We start from the raw sequence: 14,193 nt of genomic DNA, 5'->3' as shown, positions 1-14,193 counted from the left end.
CGCCCGAGAAGTGTCACAGAAGGCGACGAGGGTACAGAGGTTCTAAAGTGGGATCCTCGAACGGTGGCGCATGGCTCAGGCCCGCCTCGGGCTGCGCGCGCCGAAGATCGCCGTGCCGACCCGGACATGCGTGGCGCCGAAACGGATTGCGGTCTCGTAGTCGCCGCTCATCCCGATGCTCAGGCTCGCGAGCCCGTGACGTCGGGCGAGCTTCGCGAGAAGGGCGGTGTGGAGCGCCACGTCCTCGTCCTCGGGCGGAATCGCCATCAGCCCCTCGACCACGAGATCGAGCTCGCCGCGGCAGAGCGAAAGAAAACCGTCGAGTTCGCCGGGCGCCACGCCCGACTTCTGCGGCTCCTCGCCGGTGTTGACCTGGACGAACAGGCGCGGGTGCTTGCCCTGTCGCGTCATCTCCTTCGCGAGCTCGCGCGCAAGCTTGGGCCGGTCGAGTGTCTGGATGACATCGAACAGCGCTATGGCCTCGGCTGCCTTGTTGCTCTGGAGGTGGCCGACGAGGTGCAGCTCGATGCCGGAAAAGCGCTCGCGCAAGGCGGGCCAGCGTCCCTTCGCTTCCTGCACGTAGTTCTCGCCGAAGATGCGCTGCCCGGCGAGAAGCGCTGCCTCGATCCGCTCCGGTGGCTGCGACTTGCTCACCGCGATCAGCGTCACCGAGCCGGGATCGCGCCCCGCCGCCACGGCGGCCGCCGTGATCCGCCGCCGCACCTCGGCCAGGTTCTCCGCCACCTCCGAGGCCGCCTGTTGACCAAGCTCCACCATCGTCTACTAGCTCCGGTACGTTTCGTTCGGGACGGCACTCGGGAGGCCGGTCATGACCTTCGACGACATCCTGGCGCCACTCGGCGCCGAGGCTTTCCTGCGCGACTATCTGGGGCAGCAGCCTCTCCACCTGCAAGGCCCGCCCGAGAAGTTCCGGGACGTCATGAACTGGGACGTCCTCAACCGCCTACTCGGCATGACCACGATCTGGGCTGCGCCCTCGATGTTGCTCGTGCTCGACAAGGAGCAGATCCAGCCGCCCGCCTACTGCCAGCCGGCGCCCGGCCGCGACGGCGGCACCGTGCTGCGGCCCGATCCCGCGCGCGTCAAGCAGTTCCTGGCCAAGGGTGCGACCCTCGTTCTCAACGACATCGACCAGCTCACACCCGAGCTCTCGGCCGTGTCGCGGGCGATGGAGCAGGCGCTCGGCGGCAAGGTCCAGGCCAACCTTTATCTCTCCTCCAAGCGCAAGCAGGCCTTCAAGGCCCATTACGACTACCACGACGTGTTCGCGATGCACGTCATGGGGGAAAAGACCTGGATGGTCTTCCAGGGGCGGGAAGATGGGCCGATCAAGCATCCCTGGTTCGAGGCGCTGACCCAGGATTACAAGGACAAGGCCAAAGGCGAGCTGTGGCGCGAGGTGCGCCTCGAGCCCGGCCATCTGCTCTACCTGCCGCGCGGCCAGTATCATTACGCGCTCGCCGACGACGGCGCCTGCGCCCACATCGCCTTCGGCGTCACCTACCCGATCGGGATGGATGCGGTCTCCTACGCCTTCGAGCGGATGGTGCACGAGAGCATCGGCCGCGCCAACCTGCCGCGCGATCGGGCGGCGCTCAAGGAACGACTCGAGGCCATCGGGCGGACGATCGCACGGTGCCTGGCCGAGGACCGGGCGGTCGACGACATGCTCCGGTTCATGGCCGGCTTCCATTGGCCGCGCGATAGCTACGACCTGCCGGATCTGATCGAGAAGGCCGACGAGGCTTATCGGGTGAAAGGGGCTGGGGTGCGCCTGGTGTCGCAGGGCGGCCGTCACGGTCTGGTCAAGGGGGGCTCGCGCCAAGCGGTCGAGGTGCCGGCGGAGGTTCAAGCGCAGGTCGCCTGGGTGCTGGCGCACGAGCGCTTCACCCGTCGCGGTCTGCTCGCGGCTTTTCCGGCCGAGCCTCCGGCCAAGCTCGACAAGCTGCTCCTCGATCTCGCCAGGATGGGGTTGCTCGAGCCCGTCGCCTGACGCGCCGATGCCGTGGCGTTATGGGGCGCTTTTCCTTTCGGGGAACCATCTTGTTGCATATCGGGCACAACGCGATGCGGCCATGTCTCGTTCCGATCGAGTCGGGTTGCTTCGTGCCGCAATCTTTAGGAAGAACGTCGACAGTAGCGAGTGGCGACGCGGCAGACGTCGAAGCTTTTCTGCTCCATGCCTGAGGCTCGGAGCCAATCAGTATAATAATTAGCACTGCGGTCGTTCGACACGAGAACAGGAGATGGCGATGACGCTCAGGAAGATCCTTCTGGGCACGACTGCAGTTGTCGGTGTCGGCCTGACGGTCGCGGCCGTTCCGACGGTCGTCGGCGCGGCCGAGGTGAAGCCGGGCGGCTATCCCGATCTGACCCTGACCGGCTTCGCGCGCTTCCGGGCGCACGGCGGCGAGATCGACGACGCGCGGCTGAACAACGCGTTCTCGCGCGATCTCGACTTCTCGAACGACACCGAGGTCCACGTCGTCGCCCGTGCCAAGGACGAGCGCACCGGGATCGAGTACGGCGGCACGATCGAGTTCGAGGCCGATACCAACAGCACCGCCAACACGGACGAGAGCTGGCTGTTCGTCCGCGGCGGCTTCGGCGAGGTCCGCCTCGGCGACGAAGACGGTGTGGCCCACGACAGCGAGGTCGGCGGCAACACGATCGCGGCGGGTACGGGCGGCATCGACGGCTCGGTGATCGACACCATTGCCACGCCCGTGGTGTTCCTGACCAACACCGACGACGCGACCAAGATCCGCTACTACACGCCGAGCTTCGGCGGGTTCCAGATCGCGGTCAGCTACACGCCGCAGGACCAGATCGTCGGCAGCGGCGCCGCTAATGGCGATGCCCTCGCCACCAAAGGCGTCGAGGCGCAGAACGTCGTCGATGGCGGCCTGATCTACAAGGGCGAGTTCGCCGGGGTCGGCGTGCTGGCCTCGGTGGTGGGGATCACCGGCGACCTGAAAGGGTCGAGCGTGTTCGGCGACGGGAGCTGGCACGGCTGGCAGGCGGGGGCCAGTGTCGATCTCTTCGGCTTCAAGGTGGCGGGCAGCTACGGCGACGAGAAGGTAGCCGACGCCGACCGGACCTGGATCACGGCCGGTGCCGCCTATGGCATCGGCCCGGCCAACGTTTCGGTCTCCTTCGGCAAGGTGATCGACGACAACGGCTTCTGGGCCGGCCGGAAGCCTTACAACCTGGTGTTCTCGGCGGACTACGCGCTGATGCCGGGCCTCGTGCTCGCGGGCGACGTCGGCTTCTTCGACAACAGCGCCCGTCCGGGACGCACTATCGGCGCCGTGGGTGATTCCGGCTGGCAGGCGGTGGGCCGCCTCGGTCTCGCCTTCTGATAGCAACGCTTCTTTGCGGTTGAGAGCGGCGGGAGGAAAGTTCCCGCCGCTTTTTCATGAGTCGATGGCGCTTGTTGCAGATCCGGCACATCTGCGCTGCAACAATGCACGATTGGGCTACTGCGCCATTGCTTCGTTGCCCACCTGTCTGGATAACAAAGACCGGAAGGTGGGCAGTGGCGCCAGAAGAATAGCGCTTCACACTCTGCGCCGAACGGCCGAGGCCATCCGGGGAACGCAATCGCCGCTGCGTTTGATGACACGAAACAGGAGATATCCATGACGCTCAGAAAGATCCTTCTGGGCACGACTGCGGTTCTTGGCGCTGGCCTGATGACCGCGGCCGTCCCCTCTGTGGCCGGAGCGGCCGAGGTGAAGCCGGGCGGCGCGCTCGACCTGACGCTGACCGGCTTCGCGCGCTTCCGGGCGCACGGCGGCCAGCTCGACGATGCGCGGCTGAGCAACGCATTCTCGCGCGATCTCGACTTCTCGAACGACACCGAGGTCCACGTCGTCGCCCGCGCCAAGGACGAGCGCACCGGGCTCGAGTACGGCGGCACGGTCGAGTTCGAGGCCGACACGAATGCCACCGCCAACACGGACGAGAGCTGGATCTTCGTCCGCGGCGGTTTCGGCGAGATCCGCCTCGGCGACGAGGACGGTGTCGCCGACAACAGCTCGGTGGGTGCGCAGACCATCGCGGCGGGCACGGGCGGCATCGACGGCTCGGTGATCGACACCATCGGCACGCCGGTGGTCTACCTGCTCAACAACAACGACGCGACCAAGATCCGCTACTACACGCCGACCTTCGGCGGCTTCCAGTTCGGCATCTCCTACACCCCGCAGCAGGCGGCGGTCGATTCGGGCGCTGGCAACGGCGACAGCCTGGCGACCAAGGGGGTCGAGGCGCAGAACGTCGTCGACGCCGGTCTGACCTACAAGGGCGAGTTCGGTGGGGTTGGGGTGACCGCCTCGGTGGTGGGGATCACCGGCGACCTCAAGGATTCGAGCGTGTTCGGCGGCGGGAGCTGGCACGGCTGGCAGGCGGGTGCCGCGTTCGACATCTTCGGCTTCAAGGTGGCGGGCAGCTACGCCGACGAGAAGGTGGGCGATGCCGACCGGACCTGGTACACGGCGGGTGTGGGCTACGGCTACGGCCCGGCGAACGTGTCGGTGACCTACGGCAAGGCGATCGACACCAACGCGTTCTGGGCGGGCGACAAGCCCTCGAACCTGGTGTTCTCGGCGGACTACGCGCTGATGCCGGGCCTCGTGCTCGCGGGCGACGTCGGCTTCTTCAACAACGATGCGCGGGTCGGGCCGGAGCGGTCGGGCTGGCAGGCGGTGGGTCGTCTCGGCCTGGCGTTCTGAGCCGAAGCGCCACGGCATTCCCGAGAGGCGGCGGGGATCTCCCCCGCCGCCTTTTCCTTTGCATGTCCATGTTGCGGATGAAACACAAGGAGCGCGCAAGAAGGGTTGGCCTGGGCGCTCTCGGGTTGCCGTGTGTCGACGAGGCTGGAGATAAGAGCGCCGGAAGGCGGGCAGTGGTGAGATCGAAACACGAGGATGACCGCTCGCGGCCCGATGGCACGGGTCATGTGGCTGGAACCAAGGAAATGCCGCTGTGGGACCGCCTTTCCCAACAGCAAGGAGACATCCATGACGCTCAGAAAGATCCTTCTGGGCACGACTGCGGTTCTTGGCGCTGGCCTGATGACTGCGGCCGTCCCCTCGGTGGCCGGAGCGGCCGAGGTGAAGCCGGGCGGCTATCCCGATCTGACCCTGACCGGCTTCGCGCGCTTCCGGATGCACGGCGGCCAGCTCGACGACGCGCGGCTGAACAACGCGTTCTCGCGCGATCTCGACTTCTCGAACGACACCGAGGTCCACGTCGTCGCCCGCGCCAAGGACGAGCGCACCGGGCTCGAGTACGGCGGCACGGTCGAGTTCGAGGCCGATACCAATCGGGCCGACAACACGGACGAGAGCTGGATCTTCGTCCGCGGCGGCTTCGGCGAGGTCCGCCTCGGCGACGAGGACGGTGCGTCCGATACCAGCGCCGTGGGTGCGCAGACCATCGCGGCGGGCACGGGCGGCATCGACGGCTCGGTGATCGATACTTTCGCCGGCGGCGCCACCTTCAAGCTCGACAACACCAACGACGCGACCAAGATCCGCTACTACACGCCGAGCTTCGGCGGGTTCCAGATCGGCGTCTCCTACACCCCGCAGCAGGCGGCGCTGAGCAGCGGCGCCGGCAACGGCGACAGCCTCGCCGGCAAGGCCGTGACCGCACAGAACTTCGTCGAGGCCGCAGCCCTCTACAAGGGCTCGCTCGGCGGTGTCGGCGTTCTCGCCTCGATCACCGGGGCGGTCTGCGACTGGAAGGCCGCCGGCGACGACGACTGCTCGGGCATCTACGGCGGCGCCAACGTCGACTTGTTCGGCTTCAAGCTCGGCGGCGGCTACGGCACGGAGAAATTCGGCGCTCTCGAGAAGAGCTTCTACAATATCGGCATCGGCGCCGCGCTCGGGCCGACGAACGTGTCGATCAATTACGGCAAGGTTGTCGACAGCGACAATTTGACCTTCAACGGTGTCGCCGTCGACAAGCCCTCGAACCTGGTGTTCTCGGCCGACATCGCGCTGATGCCGGGCCTCGTGCTCGCCGGCGATGTCGGCTTCTTCGACAACGACGTCGAGGGCGGGGCGGAGCGATCGGGCTGGCAGGCCGTCGGCCGCCTCGGCCTCGCTTTCTGAGCCGGGATCGCCTCGCTCTTGCGGAAGCAGCGGGCCTCGAGCCCGCTGCTCTCTCCTGTGCCGGCGCATCCCGCCATTCGCCGATCGCGTGCATCCGCGGGTAGGAAAGTTGCAGCGATGCACTCGTCCCGAACGTACCGGCATGCTATATGGAGGACCGTGAAATCGCTGGTGCGTGCCGTGGTGAAGAGTTTCGCTTCTCGTGCTTCGTGCGGGCTTGTGGCGGCCGTGGCCCTCTGGGTACTCACGAGCGGGCAGGTGCTGGCGCTCGAGCTCGTGCCGGGCGGTTATGGTGCGGTCGGAAGCGAGGCCGTACCCGATCGGACCTTCGACGGCCAGCCCGGGATCGGCCGTGACGATGCCGGCTCGGGTCTGTCGCTCGATTTCACCCCTCGTTATGCCGCTGGCTCGTCGTGGAGCAGCACGCACGACGAGGCAGACCTCGGTGGTCCGCGTTTCGACTTCACCATCGACTTCGATCCGGGCGACCGGTTCGAGCAGCTCGGCCTCTCGGCCGGCCGCAGCACGCTCTATCCGCGCAACCGGCGGACAGGCCAGACCTCGCTCTCGGTCGGCGGCGCCATGCGTTGGTCCGGCTGGAGCCTCGGCGGCGGCTATGGCCGCTCGCAGTTCATGGGTACGGACGTCGATCTGCTGTCGGCCTCGATCGGCTATGGCCGGCTCAGTGCGGCGCTCGCTTTCGGCCAGCCGGCCGTCGGCTCCCAGACCGCCCCGCACGACGTGCTGATGCTCAACACCGATCTCGCCGCCTGGTCGTGGCTGACGCTCGAGAGCGGCATCGCGGTGGGCTCCGTCCCGAGCGCCGAGCGCGAGGATCAGCCGGTGGCGGTCGGCCGTATCGGTGTTCGCCTCAACTTCTGACCGTGTCGTCGGAGCGGGTAGCGCTTCGGGTCGTTTGTGCTATGGTCCGCGCCACATCGTGACGGCGGGGTTTCGGCCCTTGCCCTCCTCCTGCGACCAGTGACGGCCATGATCACGCCTGCAGCCCCCCGCGCGTTGACGCTCGTTTTCCTCGCCGCCCTGACCCTGGCCGGCTGCGGCGTCACGCCGCAATACGACAAGTTCACGGTGTTCGATCCCAAAGAGCAGCGGCTCCGCGATCGTACCGGCACCTTCACCGGCAAGGACGGCATCACGATCTTCGGCTCGGGCAACAAAACGGCGGCGCTCGACCAGGGCGGTGGCAGCGGCGGCATCGGTGTCAATGCCTATCTCTGGCGCGGCGCACTCGAGACCTTGAACTTCATGCCGCTCGCCTCGGCCGATCCGTTCGGTGGCCTGATCATCACCGACTGGTACCAGCCGGCGAGCGCCCCCAATGAGCGCCTGAAGGTGCACGTCCTGATCCTCGATCGGTCCTTGCGGGCCGACGCGGTGAAGGTGTCCGTGTTCCGGCAGGCGCGCGGCAGCCGCGGCGAATGGGTCGACGAGCCCGTCGATCCCAAGACGGCGACCGAGCTCGAGGACAAGATCCTGACCAAGGCGCGCGAGCTGCGCATCGCCAGTCTCGAGGCCGCCGGTTAGGCCCGAGGAGGGCCGGTCGCGTTTCCCCCTGAGCGCTCGGATCGTCCGTCCGTACGGCGCTCGCCGGTACCGGCAGCACGTTCGAGCAGATCGAGGTTCGATGTCCCGCTATCCGTTCCGCGCCACCGAGGCCAAGTGGCAGAAGATCTGGCAGGAGCGCCGCTGCTTCGAGGCCGCGGCCGACCCGTCGCGGCCGAAATACTATGTGCTCGAGATGTTCCCCTATCCCTCGGGGCGCATCCACATGGGGCACGTGCGCAACTACACCATGGGCGACGTGGTGGCGCGGCTCAAGCGGGCGCAGGGCTTCAACGTGCTCCATCCCATGGGCTGGGATGCGTTCGGGCTGCCGGCGGAGAACGCGGCGATCCAAAAGGGCGTCCACCCCGCCACCTGGACCTACGCCAACATCGCCGAGATGCGCGAGCAGATGAAGGCGATCGGCTGCTCGCTCGACTGGTCGCGCGAGATCGCGACCTGCGATCCGGCCTACTACAAGCACGAGCAGGCGATGTTCCTCGACATGCTCGAGCGGGGGCTGGTCTATCGCAAGGAGAGCTGGGTCAACTGGGACCCGGTGGATCAGACCGTGCTCGCCAACGAGCAGGTGATCGACGGCCGCGGCTGGCGCAGCGGGGCGCTGGTCGAGCGGCGCAAGCTTTCGCAGTGGTTCTTCAGGATCACCGCCTTCGCCGAGGAGCTCCTGAGCGCCCTCGACCGGCTCGAGCGCTGGCCGGAGAAGGTCCGGCTGATGCAGAGGAACTGGATCGGCAAGTCGACGGGTGCCAGGGTCCGCTTCGATCTCGTCGGCCGCGAGGGCGTGATCGAAGTGTTCACGACCCGGCCCGACACGCTGTTCGGCGCCTCGTTCATCGCCCTTGCTCCCGACCATCCGCTCAGCGCCGAGCTCGCCCGCCGTGATGCGGCTCTTGCCGACTTCATCGCCGAGTGCCTGCGCGGCGGCACCAGCGAGGCCGAGATCGAGACCCAGGAGAAGCGGGGTTTCGACACGGGGCTGCACTGCCGGCATCCGTTCGATCCCGAAATCGAGCTGCCGGTCTACGTCGCCAATTTCGTGCTGATGGACTACGGCACCGGCGCCATCTTCGGCTGCCCGGCGCACGACCAGCGCGATCTCGACTTCGCCCGCAAGTACGGGCGGCCGGTGATCCCGGTCGTTCTGCCGCCGGATGCCGATCCCGCCACCTTCACCATCGGCGCCGAGGCTTATGTGGGTGACGGGCGGCTCTACCGTTCGCGCTTTCTAGACGGGCTCGACGTCGAGAGCGGCAAGCGGCGGGCGACCGAGGAGCTCGAGCGGCTCGGACGCGGCCAGGGCGAAACCACCTGGCGCCTGCGCGACTGGGGCGTGTCGCGCCAGCGCTACTGGGGGTGCCCGATCCCGGTGATCCACTGCGAGCGCTGCGGCATCGTGCCGGTACCGAAGGAGCAGCTCCCGGTGGAGCTGCCCCACGACGTCGATTTCTCCAGGCCCGGCAACCCGCTCGACCGGCATCCCACCTGGAAGCACGTCGACTGCCCGCGCTGTGGCGCGCCGGCACGGCGCGAGACCGACACGTTCGACACCTTCGTCGAGAGCTCCTGGTACTTCGCGCGGTTCTGCGACGCCCACGCCACCGAACTGCCGTTCACGCGCGAGGCGGCAGCCTACTGGCTGCCGGTCGATCAGTATATCGGCGGCATCGAGCATGCCGTCCTCCATCTCCTCTATTCCCGCTTCTACACGCGGGCAATGAGCGCCTGCGGCTATCTCGATCTCGACGAGCCGTTCGCGGGTCTGTTCACCCAGGGCATGATCACGCACCAGACTTTCAAGGACGAGGCCGGCAACTGGCTCGAGCCCGCCGAGGTCGTGCGCGATTCGGCCGGCAACTGGGTGACCGTCCGGGGCCAGCGGCCGGTGATCGCCGGCCGGGTCGAGAAGATGAGCAAGTCCAAGCGCAACACCGTCGACCCGACGACGATCATCGAGGGCTACGGGGCCGACACGGCGCGGCTGTTCATGCTCTCCGACAGCCCGCCCGAGCGCGACCTCGAGTGGACCGATGCCGGCGTGGACGGGGCTTGGCGCTACATCAACCGCCTGTGGCGGCTGGTCGAGGAGCGCAGCACCCAGCTGCCGCCGCCGGGGACTCCGGCACCGGCAGCGGGGCTCGGCGAGAAGGGGACGGCGCTCAGGCGGCAGGTCCACAAGACCATCGCCCAGGTCACGAGCGAGCTCGAGCGGCTCCATTTCAACAAGGCCGTGGCGCTCCTGCGCGAGCTGTCCAACGCGATCGAGGCCTTCGCCCCCGAGACGCCGGCCGAGCAGGCGCTGACCCGCGAGGCCCTGGAGGCCCTCGTCGTCATGTTCGGGCCGATGATCCCGCATCTCACCGAGGAGCTGTGGCGGCTCCTCGGCCACGAGGACCGGCTCCTGGTCGACACGCCCTGGCCCGTGGCCGATCCTGCCTGGCTCGTGGCCGACACGGTGACCATCGCCGTTCAGGTCAACGGCAAGCGCCGGGCGGAGATCGAGCTGCCGCGCGGCTGCGGCAGAGAGGAGGCGGAAGCGAGAGCGCTCGCGGACCCGGCGGTGCAGCGTGCCATGGACGGCAAGCCGCCGCGCCGGGTCGTGGTCGTGCCGGACAAGATCGTGAATGTGGTGGTCTGAGCCGGACCGGTCCCGCCGCCGGCTGGGGCTCCTCGTCGTGATGGCCCTGCCGGCGCTGGCATCCTGCGGCTTGCGGCCGATCTACGGGCCGCAGCAGGAGGCGAGGACCGTGCCCGAGCTGGCCGCAATCGAGGTCGCCGGGCAGGGTGGGGCGAGAGGCCAGTTCTTCCGTAACTATCTCCTCGACGAGCTGAACCCGAGCGGTACGGTCGTAGCGCCGCGCTACGACCTCGAGGTGCAGCTCCTCGAGGAGCAGACCGATCTCGCGATCCAGCTCAACGACACGGCGACGCGCAGGAACCTGATCCTGGGCGCCGTCTTCAGCCTCAAGCGCAAGGCCGACCAGCAGATCGTCTACAGCTCGGCCACGCGCCGCGTCGTGAGCTTCAACGTGAAGAGCGACCCCTTCGCCACGCTCGTCGCCGAGCAGGATGCGGAGCGCCGCGCCGCGCGCGAGGTGGCCCGGCAGATCCGCACCATGCTTTCGCTCTATTTCTCGGAGCAGAAGGCTTGAGGCTGACGGCCGGACGGGTCGAGAGCTTTCTCGCCAAGCCCGACCCGGCGGTATCCACCGTCCTCCTCTATGGTCCCGATGCCGGTCTCGTCGCCGAGCGGGCACGGCGACTCGCCAGGACGGTCGTGGAGGACCTCGAGGACCCGTTCCGGGTGAGCGAGCTTTCGGCCGACGAGCTGCGGGAGGCGCCCGGCCGGCTGGTCGAGGAGGCGCAGGCCTTGTGCCTCATGGGCGGCCGCCGGCTCGTGCGCGTGCGCGACGCCGTTGACGGCATCTCGCCTGCCGTGCGCGATCTTCTGGCCTTGCCGCAGCAGGAAGGCTTCGTCCTGCTCGAGGCCGGCGAGCTCGGCGGCGGCTCGAGCCTGCGCCGGCTGATCGAGGCGGCCGCCAAGGCCGTGGCTCTCCCCTGCTACCGGGAGGAGGGCGGAAAGCTCGAGACCTCCGTGCGCGAGCTTCTGGCCGAGCACGGGCTGCAGGTGGAGCCGGATGCCTTCGCTTACCTCGTGGCCAATCTCGGCGGCGACCGGGCCGTCACCCGCGCTGAAATCGAGAAGCTGGCACTCTACCTGGCCGATGCGCCCGGACAGCGTGCCACGCTCGCGGATGTGACGGCCGTGGTGGGCGACAGCTCCGCGCTTGGGATCGAGGACGCCGTTCAAGCGGCGGTCTTGGGCGAGACGGTACGGCTCGACCGCGCTCTGGACCGGCTGTTGGCCGAGGGCGAGGCGCCGGTGCGCATCCTGCGCAGCACCGCTGCGTATCTCTTGCGGCTGTTGCGCCTGCATGGCGAGGTGGCGGGAGGCTCGTCGGCGCAGGCGGCCGTGGCTGCCCTACGCCCGCCGTTGCCACCGCGCGTCCAGGAAGGAATGGTGAAGGCGCTTCAGCGCTGGGACGGCGATGCGCTGGTCGGAGGCCTCACCCTCCTGCAGACCGCCGAGACGCGCTGCAAGAGCACGGGCATGCCGGAGGCGCTGATCTGCCGCGCCGCGCTCGCTCGGCTGGGCATGCTCCCCAAGCCACCTCGACCCCGTCCGCAAGGTCCGCCACCCCGTTCCTGACGGGCCGGCTCCTTGCCTGCTGACCGCGGCTGCGGGCAGGGGTAAGGTCTGGGTGAGGCTGGACGGGGGAGAGAGCGTGCTCCGCTACGTGGCGCATCGCCTGCTCGTGATGGTGCCGACGCTGATGGCGATCAGCATCATCGTCTTCATCATCATCCAGTTGCCGCCGGGCGATTACCTCTCGACCATGCTTGCCGAGCTACAGTCGCAAGGCGAGGGGGCGCAGGCGGGCAAGATCGAGTACTTACGCAATCTCTACGGCCTCGACCGGCCCTTGTGGGAGCAGTACGTCTACTGGGCCTGGGGCTTCCTGCACGGCGATCTCGGCTATTCGTTCGAGTACGACCGGCCGGTGACGGAGGTGATCGGCGACCGCGTCTTCCTCACCTTCGTCATCTCGTTCTCGACCGTGCTGTTCACCTGGGCGGTCTCGTTCCCGATCGCGGTCTATTCCGCCACCCACAAATATAGCTGGGCCGACCACGGGCTGACCTTCCTGGGCTTCCTCGGCCTCGCCACGCCGAGCTTCCTCCTGGCGCTGGTACTCCTCTATATCGCCAACGTCTGGTTCGGCACCTCGATCGGCGGGCTGGTCGATCCCGAATATCTCGATCAGCCCATGAGCTGGGGTAAGTTCGTCTCGGTCCTGCAGCATCTGTGGGTCCCGGTCATCGTGATCGGCACCTCGGGCACCGCCGCCATGATCCGGCGCCTGCGCGCCAACCTCCTGGACGAGCTGCAGAAGCCCTACTACGTCACCGCCAAGGCCAAGGGCCTGCCGCCCTGGAAGGCGCTGGCGAAATATCCTCTGCGGATGTCCTTGAACCCGTTCATCGCCGACATCGGCAATCTTCTGCCCGAGTTCATCTCGGGCTCGGCCCTGGTCGCGGTGGTGCTCTCGCTGCCGACCACGGGTCCGATCCTGGTCCGGGCGCTCCAGACCCAGGACATGTATCTCGCGGGCTCGTTCCTGATGCTGGAATCCTGCCTCGTCGTGATCGGCGTCCTGATCTCGGACCTGCTCCTCGCCTGGCTCGATCCGCGCATCCGCTTCGAGGGAGGGCAGACCCGATGAGCCCGCGTCCCGTGCTCGAGCCGCTGCCGCCCCGCTACGTCGATACCGCGCCGTTCGACCCCTACGACGTCGAACAGCTCACGCCGGAGCAGGAGCGCTTCTACACCGCCTCGCAGTGGCGGCTGATGTGGTGGAAGTTCCGGCGGCACCATCTGGCCGTGGTCTCCGCCGTCATCCTCTTCTTCTGCTACGGCTCGATCCTGATCAGCGAATTCATCGCACCTTACGATCAGCACACCCGCAACGCCCGTTTCATCCAGGCCCCGCCGCAGATGATCCATCTCTTCCACGACGGGGTGCTCCAGGGGCCGTTCGTCTACGGCTACAAGTACCGGCTCGACATGCAGAGCCTGCGGCGCATCTACGAGCCGGACCACACGAAGGTCCAGAAGCTCCGCTTCTTCTGCCAGGGCGACAGGTACAGGTTCTGGGGCCGGTGGGAGATGGACTTCCATTTCGTCTGCCCGGCCGAAGGCGGCACCTTCTTCCTTCTCGGCACCGACCGGCTCGGCCGTGACCTGTTCTCCCGCATCACCTATGGGGCGCGCATCTCGCTCACCGTGGGCCTGATCGGCATCGCCGTGAGCTTCGTCCTTGGCATCGTCCTGGGTGGCATCTCCGGCTATTACGGCGGCTGGATCGACACGCTGATCCAGCGCCTGATCGAGATCATCCGCTCCTTTCCGATGATCCCGTTGTGGCTCTCGCTCTCGGCGGCCCTTCCGGTCACCTGGGATCCGCTCTGGGTCTTCTTCGGCATCACGATCATCCTGGGGCTCGTCGATTGGACGGGCCTGGCGCGTGCCGTCCGCTCCAAGGTCCTCAGCTTGCGCGAGGAGGACTTCGCGCAGGCCGCACGGCTCATGGGCGCTTCGCCCGCCCGGATCATCGGCCGGCATCTGATCCCCTCCTTCATGAGCCATCTCATCGCCTCGGCGACGCTCTCGATCCCGAGCATGATTCTGGGCGAGACCGCGCTCTCGTTCCTGGGCCTCGGCGTGCGCCCGCCGATGACGAGCTGGGGTGTTCTCCTCAACGACGCCCAGAACGTCAACGTGATCGCCCTCTATCCGTGGCTCCTGTTTCCGGTGGTGCCGGTGATCGTCGTCGTCCTCGGCTTCAACTTCCTGGGCGACGGGCTGCGCGACGCCGCGGATCCTTACGCCTGACCCGCCGGGAGG

At 67.6% G+C, this 14,193-nt stretch carries 12 protein-coding genes; 11 read left to right on the top strand and 1 reads right to left on the bottom strand.

Annotated features, from left to right (window positions below; translation table 11 throughout):
- Positions 1-75: 75 nt before the first annotated feature.
- A complete protein-coding gene (locus U1T56_RS01685; RefSeq protein ID WP_418157689.1) occupies positions 76-777 on the bottom strand; it encodes a YggS family pyridoxal phosphate-dependent enzyme in 702 nt (233 codons plus the stop codon).
- Positions 778-829: 52 nt separating this feature from the next.
- On the opposite strand from U1T56_RS01685, the gene U1T56_RS01680 reads away from it, so the two are divergent.
- The 11 genes from U1T56_RS01680 to U1T56_RS01630 all read left to right on the top strand — a co-directional run bounded on the left by U1T56_RS01680 (position 830) and on the right by U1T56_RS01630 (position 14,181).
- Positions 830-2,014 (top strand): JmjC domain-containing protein, encoded by a 1,185-nt coding sequence (locus U1T56_RS01680; RefSeq protein WP_418157688.1) that lies wholly within the window; start codon positions 830-832, stop codon positions 2,012-2,014.
- 259 nt (positions 2,015-2,273) lie between these two features.
- The gene (locus U1T56_RS01675; RefSeq protein WP_418157687.1) at positions 2,274-3,383 is read left to right on the top strand and encodes a porin; all 1,110 of its coding nucleotides are present in this window, start codon (positions 2,274-2,276) and stop codon (positions 3,381-3,383) included.
- A gap of 279 nt (positions 3,384-3,662) precedes the next feature.
- Positions 3,663-4,757 (top strand): porin, encoded by a 1,095-nt coding sequence (locus U1T56_RS01670; protein WP_418157686.1) that lies wholly within the window; start codon positions 3,663-3,665, stop codon positions 4,755-4,757.
- Positions 4,758-5,045: 288 nt separating this feature from the next.
- Entirely contained in the window at positions 5,046-6,146 is a 1,101-nt protein-coding gene (locus U1T56_RS01665) for a porin (RefSeq protein WP_418157685.1), read from the top strand.
- A 159-nt stretch (positions 6,147-6,305) separates the two neighbouring features.
- Positions 6,306-7,028 carry a hypothetical protein gene (locus U1T56_RS01660; RefSeq protein WP_418157684.1) on the top strand — a complete coding sequence of 241 codons (723 nt, stop codon included), beginning with the start codon at positions 6,306-6,308 and terminating at the stop codon, positions 7,026-7,028.
- 135 nt (positions 7,029-7,163) lie between these two features.
- Positions 7,164-7,691, top strand: coding sequence for a DUF3576 domain-containing protein (locus tag U1T56_RS01655; RefSeq protein WP_418157683.1), 528 nt, complete (start codon positions 7,164-7,166; stop codon positions 7,689-7,691).
- Positions 7,692-7,791: 100 nt separating this feature from the next.
- On the top strand, positions 7,792-10,365 hold the full coding sequence (gene leuS / locus U1T56_RS01650) for a leucine--tRNA ligase (RefSeq protein WP_418157682.1): 2,574 nt from the start codon (positions 7,792-7,794) through the stop codon (positions 10,363-10,365).
- Positions 10,352-10,879 carry an LPS assembly lipoprotein LptE gene (lptE, locus tag U1T56_RS01645; protein WP_418157681.1) on the top strand — a complete coding sequence of 176 codons (528 nt, stop codon included), beginning with the start codon at positions 10,352-10,354 and terminating at the stop codon, positions 10,877-10,879. Before leuS ends, lptE begins: the two co-directional genes overlap by 14 nt.
- Positions 10,876-11,937: a DNA polymerase III subunit delta gene (gene holA, locus U1T56_RS01640; protein WP_418157680.1), complete on the top strand. Its 1,062-nt coding sequence runs from the start codon at positions 10,876-10,878 to the stop codon at positions 11,935-11,937. The genes lptE and holA overlap by 4 nt, the downstream gene beginning before the upstream one ends.
- Positions 11,938-12,013: 76 nt before the next feature.
- Positions 12,014-13,012 (top strand): ABC transporter permease, encoded by a 999-nt coding sequence (locus tag U1T56_RS01635; RefSeq protein ID WP_418157679.1) that lies wholly within the window; start codon positions 12,014-12,016, stop codon positions 13,010-13,012.
- The gene (locus U1T56_RS01630; protein ID WP_418157678.1) at positions 13,009-14,181 is read left to right on the top strand and encodes an ABC transporter permease; all 1,173 of its coding nucleotides are present in this window, start codon (positions 13,009-13,011) and stop codon (positions 14,179-14,181) included. The genes U1T56_RS01635 and U1T56_RS01630 overlap by 4 nt, the downstream gene beginning before the upstream one ends.
- Positions 14,182-14,193: the final 12 nt, after the last annotated feature.

It is taken from the genome of Benzoatithermus flavus (genome assembly GCF_037908215.1).
Lineage (GTDB): Bacteria > Pseudomonadota > Alphaproteobacteria > Geminicoccales > Geminicoccaceae > Benzoatithermus > Benzoatithermus flavus.
This window is presented reverse-complemented; position numbering and strand designations above follow the sequence as displayed.

Excerpts from the sequence above, each read along its gene's own strand:
- U1T56_RS01685 (WP_418157689.1), bottom strand. The coding sequence starts at position 777 with ATGGTGGAGCTTGGTCAACAGGCGGCCTCGGAGGTGGCGGAGAACCTG.
- U1T56_RS01680 (WP_418157688.1), top strand. The coding sequence starts at position 830 with ATGACCTTCGACGACATCCTGGCGCCACTCGGCGCCGAGGCTTTCCTG.
- U1T56_RS01675 (WP_418157687.1), top strand. The coding sequence starts at position 2,274 with ATGACGCTCAGGAAGATCCTTCTGGGCACGACTGCAGTTGTCGGTGTC.
- U1T56_RS01670 (WP_418157686.1), top strand. The coding sequence starts at position 3,663 with ATGACGCTCAGAAAGATCCTTCTGGGCACGACTGCGGTTCTTGGCGCT.
- U1T56_RS01665 (WP_418157685.1), top strand. The coding sequence starts at position 5,046 with ATGACGCTCAGAAAGATCCTTCTGGGCACGACTGCGGTTCTTGGCGCT.
- leuS (WP_418157682.1), top strand. The coding sequence starts at position 7,792 with ATGTCCCGCTATCCGTTCCGCGCCACCGAGGCCAAGTGGCAGAAGATC.
- lptE (WP_418157681.1), top strand. The coding sequence starts at position 10,352 with ATGTGGTGGTCTGAGCCGGACCGGTCCCGCCGCCGGCTGGGGCTCCTC.
- U1T56_RS01630 (WP_418157678.1), top strand. The coding sequence starts at position 13,009 with ATGAGCCCGCGTCCCGTGCTCGAGCCGCTGCCGCCCCGCTACGTCGAT.